This window comes from Thiomicrorhabdus aquaedulcis, from assembly GCF_004001325.1.
GTDB classification, from domain to species: Bacteria; Pseudomonadota; Gammaproteobacteria; order Thiomicrospirales; family Thiomicrospiraceae; genus Thiomicrorhabdus; species Thiomicrorhabdus aquaedulcis.
On sequence record NZ_AP018722.1, the window covers coordinates 1,174,301 to 1,190,533 of the forward strand.

Below are 16,233 nucleotides of genomic sequence, written 5' to 3' on the forward strand. Positions count from 1 at the left end.
ATGGCGAATTTAAGGGCTCAAACAACTCAATTTAATCAAAATCCCTTACATTGCGTTGTTGTGGGGGGCGAAATGCTGGCCGCTTTAGCGGTCAAAAAATGGATTGAAGCCGGTGCTCTGGTAACCGTTTTGGCACCCCATAAAGTGATTGCCGCGTCTAGTGATTTATATGTAAATCAGGCGGTTGAGCGTTATTGTCAACATCATTCCCTGCAACTAGAGCAAGTTTATGATGCCTTGTAAATCGTTACAGTGTCTTATAAGCCTCAATCCATGCCGGATCAAAACTAATCTGTTCAAGCGATAATCCTAACGCCCCCATTTGTGTTTCAGTAGCGTGCTTTTCAGCCATTAAATCTACCAATGCGTGATTGTTGTCATCGAGCTTATGCATTTGCTCTAGTCCTAGATGATAAAACCTCAATATTTGTAAAGCCTCCGTATTATTGACCTCGGCTTGTTCTTTAACTTGACGTAATACATTGCTAATATGCATTAAATTGCGTTTTAATTGCCAGCCATAGATGGCTTCTTTCATCCAAGGTTTGTTAGCAAAAATTGTTTAACAATAAATCCGGTGAGAGCCAAGCCTAATATTGCTCCCATTAAATTTAGTACCAATGGGCTGTTTGAATATTCGCCTAAATAAGTTACAAAGCCGTATGAAAACACAAAACCAATTACGATGAAAATTCCCATCATTATGAGTGTGGCTTTACGCGTTTGGCGACGATAATGTTTGGGGTCGATGGCTTGAATAGTAAACATAATGAGCAACTCACTTTTAAAAATTTTTAAAAAAACTATTTTACGGGGTTGCTGGCGCAATTACCATATTGATACGATCTTTGAACGTGCAAAGGTCTCTGATATAAACACAAAGAGCATAACGTATGAATACTACCAGGCCTGGTCATAATGAAATGATATTAAAATCGTCCGTAAATAGTTTTAAAAAAGGACGGTTGTTTTACGTACTAGGCGCCTCTGGGGTGGGTAAAGACAGTTTATTACGCTATGCACGGCCTTTTTTAAGTCAAAGCAACGTGTTATTTGCGCATCGTTACATTACCAGGGCTGTTCAAATAAACGATGAAAATCATGTTTCACTTAGCGAAGATGAGTTTTTAAATCGTCAACAGAAAGGTTGTTTTATGTTTGCCTGGCACAGTCATAATTTACATTACGGCATTGGCATTGAGGTACAAGATTGGCTAAATTTAGGCTGTGATGTGGTCATAAATGGATCGCGAGAATATTTTAACCACGCCATTGAGCGTTATCCAGAGTTAATTCCTGTACTCATCAGCGCTTCTTTAACTATTTTGGAGCAACGACTTATTGCACGAGGCCGCGAATCATTAGAACAAATACATCAGCGGCTACAAGGCGCATTATCCTATCAAAATCTAAGCCATCCTAAATTGATCACCATCAACAATAACAATTTACTGGAGCAGGCGGGTAAGCAATTGGTTGAAGTGTTGCTAGGCAAATGTGAGTCTTAATTTGCGATTTAGACGCGTTTATTAAAATTACCAGGCCAAGCTTAAACCACTTTTCTTTGAAATTTCGGTTAACTTGTTGTGATGTTCTTGCAACTCAATGTCGTTGGCGTAGAGCACCTTTAAAAGACCACTAGGACGTTGTGCTTTAAGAGCATTTTGCTCTCGTGACTCTTCCGAGCTGGGGGTTTCGCTGTTAAGCAACAAGTGAGTTTGCCCACCGGTCATAGCCAAATACACGTCGGCTAAAATTTCTGAGTCGAGCAATGCGCCGTGTAATGTGCGGTTGCTGTTGTCAATGTAGAGTCGTTTGCACAAAGCGTCTAATGAGTTGCGTTGTCCGGGATAGGTTTTACGCGCCATTTTTAACGAATCGGTGATGGTGCAATGGTCTTCAATTTTGCCCCAACGATTGTTTTTTAAGCGCGCTAATTCGTGGTTAATAAAACCTACGTCAAACGGTGCATTGTGAATAATCAGCTCGGCACCGCTTACAAAGGCCATGAAGTCGTCTACAATGAGCGAAAAAATCGGTTTATCAAGCAAAAACTTATCAGTAATGCCGTGCACCGCAATGGCGTCAAGCGGAACTGAGCGCTCAGGTTGAATGTACTGGTGGTAGGTATTTTGGGTTAAACGGCGTTTAAACAGTTCTACCGCACCAATTTCAATAATACGATCACCTGTTTTTGGGTCAAATCCGGTGGTTTCGGTGTCTAAGATTATCTGGCGCATTTCGTTTTTCTTTGCTGTAAAATAAGCTAATTATTTTAAAGCAAAAACCGTCATCAAGGGGCAATTATGAGAATTAAAAAAGGCAGTCGCGTTACATTTCACTACGAACTACGCGACGAAAGCGGTGAAGTGATTGATTCAACATTCGACAGCGAACCGGTTATTTACATTCAAGGCGAAGGTGAAATTATTGAAGGTCTTGAAGAGTTTTTAGAAGGCGAAGAGCCAGGCTTTAGTGCCAAAGTCACCATCCAGCCCGAAAAAGGTTACGGCGTTTCGGATGAAAGCTTGGTGGTATTTGCTGGACCTGAAAATTTTGAAGACGATGTTGAACTTGAAGTGGGTTCAACCGTTGAAACAGAAGACCCAGACGGTGAAGTGATAGTGTTTAGAATCATTAGCGTAACCGAAGAAAAAGTGTATTTAGACGGCAATCATCCGCTAGCCGATCAAGTGCTTAACTACAAAGTAGAAGTGCTGGAAGTACATTAATTAAGTGCGGCTATTCACACTTAAGGTTAAAACCTTAGACACAAAAAAGCCTCATTCATGTGAGGCTTTTTTGTGTCTGCAGCATTACGTTCTTTTTAGCTTAAAGCCGCTTGACGATTAGATTTGTAAAGCCTTTTAGCTAAGCTTTTAAAAAGCTAAAAAGCTAAAAAGCTAAAAAGCTAAAAAGCTAAAAAGCTAAAAAGCTAAACTAAGATAAGGATAAATTATCCCCAAACCTCGTCTGTAATGCTCTTATACCAACCGCGAGTGTAAAGTGCTTCCATTTTTCTGTCTTGTGCCGACGCTTTAGCATCAGAAACTCCACCAGCACCTTTAACGTCAGCAATTTTGCCATCGATTACGTCATAAACCGCCGCCACCGAAATTGCATAATCGTTAGTGATTAATGAATAACAGGTGTTAACGTGTTTAGCACTCATTGGCGCTTGTCCTGCCAATGAAAGTACTACGTTAGCCGCCACAATTTTACCTTGGCTGGTTGCTGAATGGCCTGATTTTGGCATGCTACCGGCATTGGATGCATCGCCAATTACGTGAATATTTTTGTGAATGGTCGATTCAAACGTCACAGGGTCAATTGGGCAGAAGCCTTTGGCATCGGTAAGACCCATAGTTGCAGCTAATACGCCGGCTTTTTGGGGTGGAATGTAGTTAATTACGTCGGCTTTTACCAACCCGTATTCAGCGTCAATGGCTTTGTTGGCCACATCAATGCTGTTAAGTTTTCCACCATCAGTTGCTGACACCCATTCAATCATTTGGCCATAATTGGTTTCCCAGCCAGACATAAACAAACCTTGTTTAGAGAATTTGTCTTTTTGATCTAAAATTAAAATCTTAGCGGTTTTGTTATGCTTTGAAAAGTAATTGGCTACCATAGCCGCGCGCTCGTAAGGTCCAGGAGGGCAGCGGAATGGATTTGGCGGGGCAATCATTGCAAACGTTCCACCTTGTGGCATGGCGCGAAGCTGATCACGCAATAACAGAGTTTGTGCGCCTGCTTTGTAAGCGTGCGGCAGTACGTCTGCGGTAGCGCTGTTAACACCCGCGTGTATGTCCCATTTAAAATCAATCCCAGGAGAAACCACTAAACGGTCATAAGATAAAGTTTTACCACTGGCTAACGTAATAGTTTGTTTTGCAGGATCGGCACTTTTTACCATGTCATGAATAACATTAACGCCACGCTTATTTAAGCCATCGTACGTTTGAGTAATTTCATTCATTTCTGCAAGACCACCAATCACCCAGTTTGAGCCAGGGCACGTTACATAGGTTTTGCTGGGTTCAATTAGTGTGACGTTTAGATCAGGGCTATAACGTTTTAAATATTTTGCTGTGCTACTACCACCAAAGCCACCGCCAATAACGATAACCTCGCCAGCGCCTTTGCGCGATGCTGTGGCACAACCTGTTAAGCTCAAACCTGCCGGTAGTGCAACGCCTGCGGCCACTAGTTTTAGTGCTTGTCTGCGTGTTAAAGAATTCATAGTATGTTCCATCGTAAGCTCCTTATTTGCCTTGTACGCCAATGTATTTTGCCATTAGCACAATTTCTTCGTCCGTGTAGCCTTTAGCGTGACGAGGCATGATTGTTCCCTTACGAGTACCATCGCGGTAAGCCTTCATTTGGCTCACAATTAAAGAGGCTGGATAATTGCCCAAAGGGGGGATTGTAGCGCCGGTGGCTTTGCCATCATAACCGTGGCAAGAGAAGCAGCTGTTTGCTAGCATTTCACCACGTTCTACGGCAAAGCTAGACAGGCTGGTTAACATTAATGCGCCGGCAAAGGCTATTGATGTTTTTTTCATGAGTCATCCTTTTTAAAGAGTTAAGCGTTTTTCTTTTTATTGATCTATATCAATTAGCATAAAAAATTATAGTACAAGTCAAATGTCATAAACACTGAGATTTAACCATTATAAAAAAAATTTATATAAGGATTGAATTTTATGGCGTGCGATTTGTCTAAGTTGGCGGGCATCTAGGGGGTTTTGTTAAGAGATTTTACGCATCTTTTTAGAGCATTGCACCATTGGCTAACCATTGTCTATTAATGATAAAAGTAACGGTAAAATCAGTGCAGAAATCGACGCTGAAAGCGCCATGGCCAGACCCGCAAATGCACCCATCTGAGCACTCACTTGAAAACCACGAGCGGTGCCTAAACCGTGCGCTGTAACCCCAAGCGCGACCCCTTGAACTGCGTGATCTTTAATTTTAAAGAGTTTAAAAAGAGCGGTTCCAAGCACCGCACCCAAGATACCCGTTATGACCACAAAAACGGCCGTTAACGTGGGCAGGCCACCGTTTTTTCGGCAATGCCCATGGCCACGGGAGCGGTAACGGACTTGGGGATTAGGGAGAGCATGGTTTGCTCGCTTGCCCCTAATAAAGACGCAATGTAATACGCACTAAATCCAGATACACTAATGCCAAACACCAGTGCAATGGACAGCGAAAGCCAAACGGTTTTAAGTTTGCTGAGTTGTGAGTAAAGTGGAATCGCTAGGGCAACGGTAGCGGGTCCCAATAAAAAATGAATAAATTGTGCCCCAGAAAAGTAGGCTTCATACGATATATTAAATAAACTCAGTGTGCCCACAATCATTAAAATAGAGAGTAATACTGGATTAAGCAGGGAGTTAGAGTGTGCTTGATGGTAAATCTTTACTGCCATTAGGTAACACACAAGAGTAAGCACCAAGCCTAAAAGTGGACTGGCTGACAGGTAAACCCAAACAGCTGAAGCTTGAGTCATTGGGGTCATAAAGGTTTTTTTGGGGTTTTAAAGCGTTTAACAAGGTTAGGCAGTTTTAAAATGGCCATCATGCTCCACGCGGTAACGAGTAAGCCCAGTATAGTGCTTACAACTAAGGCTACACTAATCGCAAGCCATTCTTCTTTTAAACGCCCTAAATGAATCATTAAACCGACACCTGCTGGTACAAACAATAGGGACAGGTGTGCTAATAGCATTTGTGCTGGTTTTTCGACCTGTTGCATAAGCGGTTTTTTAATAATGAGCGTCAGTAAGAACAATAACATGCCCACCACCGGACCGGGTATGGGCAAGTTTAAGCCCAGCACGATTAGTTCTCCGGCCAATTGATAAAGTAATAGCAATGTAATAACCGCTAGAAAAGTCATGTTTTTTTCTCAACAACCATCATTCATAAACAACCAGGCCTGGTTAAAACCCCTAGAGACCTTTGCACGCGTGATGCTAACAATAGGTTTAAATACCGCTTGATGGTAAGTGTTAACTATTTTGGCGACACACGCGTGTAAACGTCTATTTTAATATTTGACTGCAATAAATTCAGGCAACTGTTTACTTAGTTTTTTAAAGTTAAGCGGAGCAATGTCGGGTAAACCATTTTTAAATTTAACAGGGCGCTCACCTTGAACCAATGGGCGTAAATAATCTAGTGCGGCGGGGGTAATGTCCATGCCGTCTGCCGTGATAAATTCGTCTGGAACGGTTTTTTCAAGGTCGGCCACAGCCACTAGGTTAACGCTTTCAAACTGCCAGTTAAAGGGCGTGCATGAGCACATTTTTACCACCGGTAATACCCCGTGCTCGCCATTTATAGCCGCGTTAACCGATGCAACCCCTGCATCGTAAGCCATTTGCCAATCGGTCAGTGACACAATGTGACTGGCCGAGCGTTGCAAATAATCGGGAACGGCACAATGTGTTTTGCTGTTAAGGTGCTCGCTTACCAGGTGTGATAGTTGAGCGCCAACACCGCCTAATTGGGTGTAATCACGTTCGTGAGTGTGCTCTACGCTGGCAATGCTAAGGTATTGACCATGCTCATCGCGTAATCCTTCAGACACGCAACATACGCAATATCCGTGTTGGGCAATTAAGGTTTCGATGCGTGCAATAAATGCTGTTTGATTAAATGCTCGCTCGGCCGGCAAAATAATAATAGGTACGTCTGGAATGACGTCTTTGACCAGGCCTGCTGCAATGGTTAACCAGCCAGTATTGCGACCCATAGCTTCTAAAATAAAAAACTTGGACGAGGTTTGATACATAGACTGAATATCGAGCGTGGCTTCTAAAAAGCTGCTGGCTAAATATTTTGCGGCACTGCCAAAGCCCGGGCTGCAATGCGATAAATCCATGTCATTGTCGATGGTTTTGGCCACACCTACGCAAATTACTTTATGACCACGCTCTCCACAATAGTCGGCCACTTTTTGCGCAGTAACCATTGAACCATTTCCGCCATTGTAAAAAAAGTAGCCAATGTTGTACGCTTTAAAGACCTCAAGCACTCGGTCGTATTGCGCGGTATTGTGCTCGATTGGGTCAAGGTCAAATCGACAAGCCTTAAAGACTGCGCCAGGCTGGCGCTTTAAGTGTTCTAAGGTTTCTGTATCCATATTGGTAACGTCTACCATGTCTTCTTCTAACACACCTTTAATGCCATTGATGGCGGCGTAGCACCGGCCAAAAATGTGTGGGTTTGCTTGAACGGTTTCAATTACCCCAGCCGCACTGGTGTTTATAACCGCCGTTACGCCGCCGGCTTGGGCATAAAGTACATTGTTGTTTTGTGATGTGTTGTTCAAAGGGAATATTCCTTGCAAGATGAACTAGATTGAATAATTAAAGGTGCTTAGAGTCTATTGCTTATATTATCGTTAAAGCGGGTGCAATAATAAAACAGAATTATGAAATTTAATCGCTTGTTTGCCTTGCAACAGTGCTTGTAGTGGTTGACCTATGAGCAATTGTCGCCACCCCTTTAAGACAGGTTGATAAGGGTCGCACATTAAACGCTGAATATCGTCTTTATGAATTAAACTTTGTATATTTAGACCGTATTCCAGACTGACTTGTTGTGCGTAGCTAAAACAAAAGTCCACTACCGCCGATTGTTGCAGGTTAAGAGCGGGTTTTTTGGCCGGAAGTTGGGGCCAGGTTTCAGGTGCTTGAGCAAATACATCATCAATTTGTTTAATCCATTGAGCACCATAAAGTTTAACCGAGGAGGCTTTAATAAGAGGTACTTTGTAGAGTGCTTCTAAGGTTTGCGGTGGACGTTTGGCAATATCAATAATTACTTCATCGCTCATTACCCACTTTTTGGGTTGATTTTCGGTTATTGCAAAGTGTTCTCGCCACGTGGCTAGGCGCTCGACAATGGCCAATTGTTTAGGTTTTAACGATTGAGTTCCTTTGATTTTATCTCCGGCCTTAGAGGGATTAGGCTTGTAGAGGGTTTCGTCTAAAAGTGCTTGGCAATCTTCGGTTAACGCCTTACGTTGTTCTGGAGTAAGGGTGTGTATAAATTTTTGATACAAAGGCGATAAAAATCGCACATCGTCCAACGCGTATTCAATTTGCTGTTGCGTTAAAGGGCGGCTGTGCCAATTAGTGCGAGTTTGACTTTTGTCTAATAAGTGGCCTAATTCGGCTTCAATAACTCGTGCAAATCCAGCCATTTCGCCGTGTTTAAAAAATAGAGCGGCCAGTTGAGTGTCAAAAATTGAAGCGGGCATCTTATTGGCAAGTTGGTACAATACCTCGATGTCTTGGCGCGCTGAGTGAAACACTTTTAAGGTGTTGGGGTCGGTCAATAAATCGACCAAGCTGCTTAGGGGTGTTTGCCCAATAAGCTCATCGGGTTTATTATTGGATGCAGTGGCATTTTGCATAATGGCAATGGGGTCAATTAAAGCCGCTTGCCCCAAGCAGTCTTGTATTTGTACCAGGCTTAGTTCTGGAAAGTAAGTGTCAACCCGAATAAATTCAGTGTCAATGGCAATCCAGTCAATCTCGGGGTTGTGGATGATGTCGTGGCAATATGCATCCAGTTCGGCTTGGGTTTCAATCGTTAGGTAGGGTTCTTTTTTCATGAGTGAGAGTTTAAAAGTTCGTATGAGTCAGAGCAAGGATAATTGCACTAAAGCACAAAAAATTCACATATTAGGCATTGCCGGCACGTTTATGGGCGGTATTGCACAAATTGCTCAAGCCATGAGCTTTGACGTGAGCGGATCGGATAAAGCTATTTACCCACCCATGAGCACTCAATTGGCGCAAGCAGGTATAACGGTCAGCGACGAACAAAGCCTTGAATTTTTAAACGCATGCCCAAACAGTGTTGTTATTGGTAACGCCTTAAGTCGAGGTCATATTGCGGTTGAGGCCACTTTAAATGCACAGCAATTGTACACTTCAGGCCCGCAATGGTTAGCCGAAAATGTTTTAAAAGACTGTTGGGTAATCGCGGTTGCGGGCACTCATGGTAAAACCACCACAGCCTCCATGGTGGCTTGGATTTTAGAGTATGTTGGATTAAATCCTGGTTTTTTAATTGGCGGTGTTCCTGCTAACTTTGGTGTGTCAGCGCGTTTGGGTGCAAAGCCTTTTTTTGTAGTAGAGGCCGATGAATACGACACGGCTTTTTTTGATAAACGCTCAAAATTTGTGCATTATCGACCACGTACCTTGGTGATAAATAACTTGGAGTTTGATCACGCTGATATTTTTGAAAATTTAGCCGCTATTCAGACTCAGTTTCATCATTGTGTGCGCACGGTACCAGGCAATGGTTTGATTGTGTTGCCGGTAGACGACCCCAATGTTGACGCCGTGATTGCCAAAGGCTGTTGGACGGCGTTGCAAACGCAGAGCCTTGCTCATAAAGAGGAGGGTGGCAAAGCTGATTGGCACGCTAATGTCGTGCGCGCGGATGGCTCAGAGTTTGAGGTGTTTTATCGCGGACAACTGGTGGGAACGGTAGCCTGGCCCATGACAGGTTTACACAATGTACGCAATGCGATAAGCGCGTTGGCTGCGGCACAACACGCTGGCGTTCCTATTAAAGAAGGTCTTGTTGCGTTAAGTCTTTTTAAGGGTGTGGCGCGGCGCATGAGTTGGGTAGGTGAGGTGAATGGAATTACGGTATTTGATGATTTTGCACATCATCCCACTGCTATTGCAACCACGTTAGAAGGAGCCAAGCAGCGTTTAATGCAGAATAATCAAATTAATAAACTCACCAGGCCTGGTCGTTTAATTGCAGTATTTGAACCACGTTCAAATACCATGCGCATGGGTATTCATGCCAAAACTTTGCCGGCATCGTTTGCCTGTGCGGATGCGGTGTATGCATTTATTGACCCTGTGTGGCAGTGGAATTTACCCACCAAACAATTTAGTCAACCTGTGCGTGTGCTGAATGCTTATGAAGATTTGTTGCAGTGTTTGTTAAATGATTTAGAGCCAGGCGATACCGTGGTGGTGATGAGCAATGGAAGTTTTGGTGAGATTCATCAAAAATTAGTGGCGGGATTGAAAAACAAATATAAACTCTCTGCAGTTGCCGAGAGTTAAATAAATTTAAGTACTTGGATTTAAGTGCATAAATCTACACGCACCCATTAATGAAGTTTAGTGGTGCGTGATCTAGAAAGGTCTCAATGTTTATTTCTAAAGTGACGACGTGCTAGAACCCCATTAGAAAGGGTTGCCAATAAACTCACGCTATCTGACCAGCCTAAGCAAGCGTCGGTAATGCTTTGGCCATAGGTTAAAGGTTTGTTAGTTTCAACATCTTGACGACCACCGACTAAATGACTTTCAGCCATTACGCCCATAATATGCGATTCGCCTTGGGTTAATTGTTGGGCAATAGAGTCCGCAACAGACAATTGTTTTTCATGCTGTTTTTCGCTGTTGGCGTGACTGCAATCAATCATTAATTTGTCTTCAACACCGGCCGCTTTAAGCTGGCTAACAGCCTCAGCCACAAACGGAGCGGCGTAATTAGGTCCAGAGCTTCCGCCGCGTAAAATAACGTGACAATCTGGGTTGCCGGTGGTTTCAAAAATGGCAGAATGACCTGCTTTTGTCAGTGACATAAAAATGTGCGAATTATTGGCGGCACGAATAGCGTCCACCGCTACTTTAAAACTGCCATCGGTACCATTCTTAAAGCCCACTGGACAGGATAGTCCAGAGGCTAATTCACGATGTCCTTGGCTTTCAGTGGTGCGCGCACCAATAGCGCCCCATGCAATTAAGTCAGCCACATATTGTGGAGAAATAAGGTCTAAAAATTCGGTGGCCGCTGGTACGCCCATTTCATTAATGTCACGCAGTAATGAGCGTGCTAAATGCAATCCCTTGTTTATTTCAAATGATTCGTTTAACTCAGGATCGTTAATTAAGCCTTTCCAACCCACCGTTGTACGCGGCTTTTCAAAGTAAACGCGCATCACAATTAATAAAGTGTCTTGGTATTGGTCAATTTGTGTTTTTAATTGACGAGCATAGTCGCGCGCAGCTACGGGATCGTGAATGGAGCAAGGGCCAATAACCACCAAGAGCCTGTCGTCAAGACCGACTAAAATATTGTGTATTTGTTGACGAGTATCGTGCACAGTTTTAGCCGCTGCTTCGGTGAGTGGAAACAGATTGTGCAACTCTTGAGGCGCAAGAACTTCTGTGATGTTTTTGATGCGTAAATCATCGGTTTGATACTGCGTCATAGTGAACCTTGTGTTGCTTAAGTGAGCTTTTACAGCTCTGTAAATTTGAGGCGAAAGGCCGGAGCCATTTTTACAATTCACCCCGTAAATAAGGCGTGATATTATGCCACCATCCATCAAAAATTGCTTAAACAATTGCGGCAAATGAATAAAAAGCACTGAAAAATGTGTTATTAATGTATGATTACTGGCTGGTTATCTCATTCGAATATGTTAGAATTTAACCTGTTTTAAAAATAAATATGGCTGAAGCTAACGTGCATTGTAAATTTATTATAGAAGGTGTTACCGAAGACGGTGGTAAGTTTAGACCCAGTGATTGGATTGATCGTGTTGCATCAATGATGGCCAGCTATGGGACTTCGCACCGTTTAGTGTATTCTGAGCTTATGCACCCAGAGTTGTATCAAGGTCAAAAGTGTCTCATGATTGATACCGAACTTGAGGTTAAAGACCCCAGTATGTTTCAGTATGTAATGAACTTTGCGAAAAGTAATCGTCTTAAAATGACTAAAGTATGTGATTTAGACGAAACTCAGCTTGGAACCTAATGTTGCTGTGAGCTTGTAGTCATTTTGTATTAGTTTTAAATTAAAAGCGCCTTTAAGGCGCTTTTTGTGTTTTTAAGGGTTGGGCTATTATTTTTTTGACAGACTTATCGTGCAATGATGGGCGGTTTTAAATGGATTGTGAGCTTAACAAGTTTTGGTAAGTGGCTTTATAAAGTTTTATAAAATCGTTGGACCTAAAAATAATGTAACCCAGCCACCCAATGCTAAAAAAGGACCAAATGCCATGGGTGTGTCCATGTTACGTTGTTTTAAGGCTATGCCGACCATGCCTAATGCGATGCTGGCTAAGGCTGCAATCAGTATAATTTGCGCAATCGCAGCAATACCAAACCAGGCGCCAAGTGCGGCTAATAGCTTAAAGTCTCCGTATCCCATGCCTTCTTTGCCGGTAAAAAATTTAAAACTGTGAAACACCATCCAAAGTAAAGCATACCCCAATACAGCCCCCCAAATAGCCTCTGTTGGCGAGGTAAAAACACTTTGAGTGTTAATAATGAGCCCCAGCCAAAGCAGTGGTAGGCTTAAATTGTCTAAAATTAAATGGTGTTCAAAATCAATTACACAAATCGTAATTAAAATCCAGCTAAAGACAAGCGCGGCTAACGCTATAAACGTTGGGCCAAAATACCACACAATGTAAGCGGTGGTGATAGCGGTAGTGAGTTCAATAATAGGGTAGCGCGGTGAGATTTTAACTTTGCAATGATGGCATGTGCCGCGACTGGCTAGCCAGCTTAAAACAGGAATAAGCCGATACCAAGGCAGGCGTGTTGAGCAGTGTGGGCATTTTGACCCACCCACGCTAATAGATTTTAGTGTTGATTCTTCATCCAATAATAGTATGCGCGGTAAGCGCCAGCTTAACATCGAAATAAAGCTGCCAATTATGAGGCCTAATAGACCGCTAAAAAAAAGAAGTTGTGGGATGCTGATGTGACTAAAGTAGCCCAAGGTATCAACAGAAAGGTTTGTCATGAAAAAAGCCTGTATGCAAACAAAATGCGATTCTACCAGGCCTGGTCAAGCCTATAAACCAAATTTAATTTGTGCAGCAAAGAGTTTTACTCTGAGTAGGTCACGCAATTGCGGTCGTTTTCCCACACGGTAATGCTGTGCAGTGTCACTTCGTTGGTGGCTATGCGTGAATGAATGGTTTTATACAGATACATAGCAATGTTTTCGGCCGTAGGGTTGATGTGCTCAAAGTGTGGGTGATCGTTTAAAAACGTGTGATCAAGCTCCTTTATAACCTCTTTTGCATGGCGTTTAATTTCTTTAAAATCAATCACCATACCAATGTTGTTGAGTTGATTTCCGGCGACATTAACTTCAATTTTCCAGTTGTGTCCATGAAGTTTTGCACAGTCGCCCGGGTAACCTCGTAAGCTGTGCGCTGAGGCAAAATCCAAAAGGGTTTTAAGTACAAACTGTTGAGCCATGATGGGTGTGTCTACGTTAACCATAAAGTCAAAATTATAACGAAAACCCAGGCCGATTGAAAGGCACGTTTTTGTTAAAATCTTTTGCTGCAACGGCTTAAAGCTTTGTTAGTTTAATGTTTGCGTTGTGCAATATAGAGGGTTAATTGTTGCAAAAAAGAGCTGTCTATGGGCAGACGCTCAAGAGTTTGAAGGGCGTGAGAAATTAAGGTGTCACGATGATTTTTGGAGGCCTCTAAGCCCATTAAGCGTGGGTAAGTCGACTTTTGTGCTCGTTCATCACTGCCTTGTGGTTTGCCCAAGGTTTGGGTATCGCCTTCTATGTCTAAAATGTCGTCATGCACTTGAAATGCCAGTCCAATTAATTCACCAAAACGTTCAATAGCCTCTGTTAATTCACTGTATTGTGGACTTTGGCACGCTCCCATAAGCAATGCGGTTTTAAGCAATGCACCGGTTTTGAGTTGGTGCAAGGTTTGCAGTTGTGCAACAGTTAAGGTTTTGTTTTCAGATTCAATGTCAATGACTTGGCCGCCAATCATGCCCGCTGTTCCGCTGGCTTTGCTTAATAATTGTATTAAAGTAATTTTATGGCGGTCGCTTACGTGTGTATCGTGACTTAAAAGATAAAACGCTAAAGTTTGTTGGGCATCGCCCGCTAATATAGCCATGGCCTCATTAAAATGTATGTGGCACGTGGGCAGGCCACGGCGCAAGCTGTCGTTGTCCATAGCGGGCAAGTCATCGTGCACCAGCGAGTAGCTGTGAATTAACTCGATGGCACACGCGGCACTGTCTAGTTGTTCTAGCGGAATGTTTAAGGCCTCGCCCATGGCGTACACCAGCGCTGGGCGTAAGCGTTTACCCGGGTTGAGTGTGGCATAGTGCAACGCTAAAAACAGGGTGTTTGGCGTATCAGGCTGTTGGGTTTGTTGGAAGGTTAAATGCGTTAGCAAAGCCTTGTTTACTCGGTCTTGATACAGTTTTAAGTTGGTGTGCAAGCCCATTCTCCCGCTGGTGTAATGTCTTTGTTATGTGTGTTGATGGTCAAGCAATTTGCAATTCAATTGAATCAGCTCTGTGTTCATTTTTAAATTATAGTGAGTACAATAAAAATTGAATAGCATTAAGGGTGTTTAAACGCAAAAATTTTTAACAGGTTGTTTAAGAGGTTTTTGCACGAGTGAGTGTAGGGATTAAATAGGCCTAAATTCTACCTGAATTTTTTACTCCCCATGGCTCTACAGTTGGGGGTTGCTTGTGAGTAGATTAGTTTTCACGGGGTGTCCGTCGCAAACGAAGAACGTAACGATTGGCTAAGAGTCAGGCCATTTTTCCTTATTTTTTGCGCCTCACTCGCGCAAAGGTCTCTAAATGTTATCGCAGGATTGGAGTCAGTATGTTTATTGTTTACAGCCCAGAAGGGCAACGCATCATAGGAGCCAGTTTGATACCGCCGTTAAAAGTGGATCCTGCCTCACGCATCAATCCAGTTGAGCAGGCTGGATTTGGAGCGGTAAACGTTGAAGAGCACGAACGCGAAAACCCCGCAAAACGAGCGCAAAGTCCATTAAATGCTTACGAGCTTATGCAAAAACAAGAACAAGGTAGGCGTTTGGTGGTTAAGGTCGCCGATATTATGTCCTATCCGGTTATTCACGTGTCGTCTGAATGGACTATTGAACAGGCCTGGTTGCTTATGCAGCAACATAAAATTAAGCATTTGCCTGTGTTAATGCACGATCGTTTAGTGGGTATTTGTTCACAAGATGATTTATTGGCGCGCATAATTTTATCCAAAAAAGGCGATATTGAAGGGGTAAAAGCCGAGCAAGTGGCCGATGTTATGCACGCCAATGTCATTACCACTGTGCCCGAGACTGATATTAGACGGGTTGCACAAGTGTTTGATGATTATTCGATTGGCGCGTTGCTGGTGATGAGTACACAAGGTGTGATGCTGGGAATTGTGACTAAAATGGATTTAATTCATCGACTCTCACAAGAGCCTCCTTTGGAGCTTTATGTTTAAACGTCTGTCTCTCTTTAGAGTCGATGGGTTAATCGTTAAAACGAACCACTTTACTTTTCAAAAGCCGTTGGCTTTCATTTATAATACGCGACTTAATAGGTTTTGCTAACAGGGTTGTGTTTGAGTGGTGTATTTTAAGCGTTATTTAATTGCCGGCGTATTGGTGTGGTTGCCTTTAGGCGTAACCATCGCCGTGCTGATGTTTTTGGTTAATTTGTTTGATCAAAGTCTACTGCTTATTCCTGAAGCCTACCGACCCAGTGAACTGTTGGGTATGGACATTCCCGGTTTTGGAATCTTGCTTTCTGTGAGCATTATTTTTGTAACCGGCATGCTGGTGGCTAATTTTTTGGGTTCACGCTTAATTGCTTTGTGGGAAAAGTTGTTATCTCGAATCCCGCTGGTTCGCTCAATTTATACTGCGGTTAAGCAGATATCAGAAGCGGTGTTTGGCGCTGGCGAGCAAACTTTTCAAAAGGTCTATTTAATTCAGTATCCTCGCCAAGGGTTATGGACGTTGGCGTTTCAAACTAGCTCAAAACAGGGCGAGGCACAAATTAAAACAGGCATGGTTAATGTGGTTAATTTGTTTGTACCCACTACACCCAACCCAACTTCTGGATTCTTTTTAATGGCCTCTAAAACTGAAATCATCGAACTTGATTTGAACGTGGATGATGCCTTAAAAATGGTTATTTCTGGAGGCGTGGTAGTTCCTGCCTGGGTCAATAAAATTAATATAGACACCGAGTTGCCGCCCAATAAAGAGGTATTGTCGGTTCAGAGTTTAGAGCATCCCATTGTGTTGGATGTAGGCACCTCGGCGGTGTCCGAGAAATAGCCATGTTGATTGGCTTTATTCTGTTTTATAAAATAAATAACTTGCAGCATAAAGCTGCGGGATCGTTTTAAATTTGAT

The 16,233-nt window shown here is 42.9% G+C and carries 19 protein-coding genes and 1 pseudogene; 7 read left to right on the plus strand and 13 right to left on the minus strand.

Annotation, left to right across the window (positions count from 1 at the left end; genetic code table 11):
- Nucleotides 1-243, plus strand: a complete 243-nt coding sequence (locus EP181_RS05370) for an NAD(P)-dependent oxidoreductase (protein WP_127470744.1) — start codon at nt 1-3, stop codon at nt 241-243.
- Nucleotides 244-247: 4 nt separating this feature from the next.
- Here the strand turns inward: EP181_RS05370 and EP181_RS12335 are convergent, their stop codons facing one another.
- A complete protein-coding gene (locus EP181_RS12335) occupies nt 248-538 on the minus strand; it encodes a DUF3087 family protein (protein ID WP_232023537.1) in 291 nt (96 codons plus the stop codon).
- Nucleotides 535-768 carry a DUF3087 family protein gene (locus EP181_RS12340; protein ID WP_232023538.1) on the minus strand — a complete coding sequence of 78 codons (234 nt, stop codon included), beginning with the start codon at nt 766-768 and terminating at the stop codon, nt 535-537. Before EP181_RS12340 ends, EP181_RS12335 begins: the two co-directional genes overlap by 4 nt.
- A 125-nt stretch (nt 769-893) precedes the next feature.
- On the opposite strand from EP181_RS12340, the gene phnN reads away from it, so the two are divergent.
- A complete protein-coding gene (gene phnN / locus EP181_RS05380; protein ID WP_232023539.1) occupies nt 894-1,508 on the plus strand; it encodes a phosphonate metabolism protein/1,5-bisphosphokinase (PRPP-forming) PhnN in 615 nt (204 codons plus the stop codon).
- A gap of 27 nt (nt 1,509-1,535) precedes the next feature.
- Here the strand turns inward: phnN and dnaQ are convergent, their stop codons facing one another.
- Entirely contained in the window at nt 1,536-2,240 is a 705-nt protein-coding gene (gene dnaQ / locus EP181_RS05385) for a DNA polymerase III subunit epsilon (RefSeq protein WP_127470745.1), read from the minus strand.
- A 66-nt stretch (nt 2,241-2,306) separates the two neighbouring features.
- Between dnaQ and EP181_RS05390 the strand changes: the two genes are divergently transcribed.
- Nucleotides 2,307-2,732, plus strand: a complete 426-nt coding sequence (locus EP181_RS05390; RefSeq protein WP_127470746.1) for an FKBP-type peptidyl-prolyl cis-trans isomerase — start codon at nt 2,307-2,309, stop codon at nt 2,730-2,732.
- 224 nt (nt 2,733-2,956) lie between these two features.
- On the opposite strand, the gene EP181_RS05395 is transcribed toward EP181_RS05390, so the two are convergent.
- From EP181_RS05395 to EP181_RS05420, 6 genes and pseudogenes are all read right to left on the minus strand, one after another.
- On the minus strand, nt 2,957-4,243 hold the full coding sequence (locus EP181_RS05395) for an NAD(P)/FAD-dependent oxidoreductase (protein ID WP_127470747.1): 1,287 nt from the start codon (nt 4,241-4,243) through the stop codon (nt 2,957-2,959).
- Between the two features lie 22 nt (nt 4,244-4,265).
- Nucleotides 4,266-4,565, minus strand: coding sequence for a c-type cytochrome (locus tag EP181_RS05400; RefSeq protein ID WP_127470748.1), 300 nt, complete (start codon nt 4,563-4,565; stop codon nt 4,266-4,268).
- Between the two features lie 228 nt (nt 4,566-4,793).
- Nucleotides 4,794-5,524, minus strand: a pseudogene (locus EP181_RS12860) (LrgB family protein).
- Nucleotides 5,521-5,904: a CidA/LrgA family protein gene (locus EP181_RS05410; RefSeq protein WP_127470749.1), complete on the minus strand. Its 384-nt coding sequence runs from the start codon at nt 5,902-5,904 to the stop codon at nt 5,521-5,523. The pseudogene EP181_RS12860 and the gene EP181_RS05410 overlap by 4 nt, the downstream one beginning before the upstream one ends.
- Nucleotides 5,905-6,054: 150 nt before the next feature.
- Complete coding sequence (locus EP181_RS05415; protein ID WP_127470750.1) at nt 6,055-7,341, minus strand: 6-phosphofructokinase; 1,287 nt, start codon at nt 7,339-7,341, stop codon at nt 6,055-6,057.
- Nucleotides 7,342-7,413: 72 nt separating this feature from the next.
- Nucleotides 7,414-8,631: a ribonuclease D gene (locus tag EP181_RS05420; RefSeq protein WP_127470751.1), complete on the minus strand. Its 1,218-nt coding sequence runs from the start codon at nt 8,629-8,631 to the stop codon at nt 7,414-7,416.
- On the opposite strand from EP181_RS05420, the gene mpl reads away from it, so the two are divergent.
- Entirely contained in the window at nt 8,630-10,114 is a 1,485-nt protein-coding gene (gene mpl / locus EP181_RS05425; RefSeq protein WP_232023542.1) for a UDP-N-acetylmuramate:L-alanyl-gamma-D-glutamyl-meso-diaminopimelate ligase, read from the plus strand. The genes EP181_RS05420 and mpl overlap by 2 nt on opposite strands.
- 83 nt (nt 10,115-10,197) lie before the next feature.
- Here the strand turns inward: mpl and EP181_RS05430 are convergent, their stop codons facing one another.
- Nucleotides 10,198-11,271, minus strand: coding sequence for a 3-deoxy-7-phosphoheptulonate synthase (locus tag EP181_RS05430; RefSeq protein ID WP_127470752.1), 1,074 nt, complete (start codon nt 11,269-11,271; stop codon nt 10,198-10,200).
- Between the two features lie 242 nt (nt 11,272-11,513).
- Between EP181_RS05430 and EP181_RS05435 the strand changes: the two genes are divergently transcribed.
- Nucleotides 11,514-11,822 (plus strand): DUF3579 domain-containing protein, encoded by a 309-nt coding sequence (locus EP181_RS05435; protein ID WP_127470753.1) that lies wholly within the window; start codon nt 11,514-11,516, stop codon nt 11,820-11,822.
- A gap of 177 nt (nt 11,823-11,999) precedes the next feature.
- Here EP181_RS05435 and EP181_RS05440 read toward each other — a convergent pair whose 3' ends face one another.
- The 3 genes from EP181_RS05440 to EP181_RS05450 form a co-directional block, all read right to left on the minus strand.
- Nucleotides 12,000-12,818 (minus strand): prepilin peptidase, encoded by an 819-nt coding sequence (locus EP181_RS05440; protein WP_127470754.1) that lies wholly within the window; start codon nt 12,816-12,818, stop codon nt 12,000-12,002.
- An 86-nt stretch (nt 12,819-12,904) separates the two neighbouring features.
- The gene (gene queD, locus EP181_RS05445; protein ID WP_127470755.1) at nt 12,905-13,282 is read right to left on the minus strand and encodes a 6-carboxytetrahydropterin synthase QueD; all 378 of its coding nucleotides are present in this window, start codon (nt 13,280-13,282) and stop codon (nt 12,905-12,907) included.
- A gap of 113 nt (nt 13,283-13,395) precedes the next feature.
- Nucleotides 13,396-14,289, minus strand: a complete 894-nt coding sequence (locus EP181_RS05450; protein ID WP_127470756.1) for a polyprenyl synthetase family protein — start codon at nt 14,287-14,289, stop codon at nt 13,396-13,398.
- A 392-nt stretch (nt 14,290-14,681) separates the two neighbouring features.
- On the opposite strand from EP181_RS05450, the gene EP181_RS05455 reads away from it, so the two are divergent.
- Both EP181_RS05455 and EP181_RS05460 read left to right on the plus strand, forming a co-directional pair.
- Nucleotides 14,682-15,314, plus strand: coding sequence for a CBS domain-containing protein (locus tag EP181_RS05455; RefSeq protein ID WP_127470757.1), 633 nt, complete (start codon nt 14,682-14,684; stop codon nt 15,312-15,314).
- A gap of 124 nt (nt 15,315-15,438) precedes the next feature.
- Nucleotides 15,439-16,155, plus strand: coding sequence for a DUF502 domain-containing protein (locus EP181_RS05460; RefSeq protein ID WP_127470758.1), 717 nt, complete (start codon nt 15,439-15,441; stop codon nt 16,153-16,155).
- Nucleotides 16,156-16,233 lie beyond the last annotated feature (78 nt).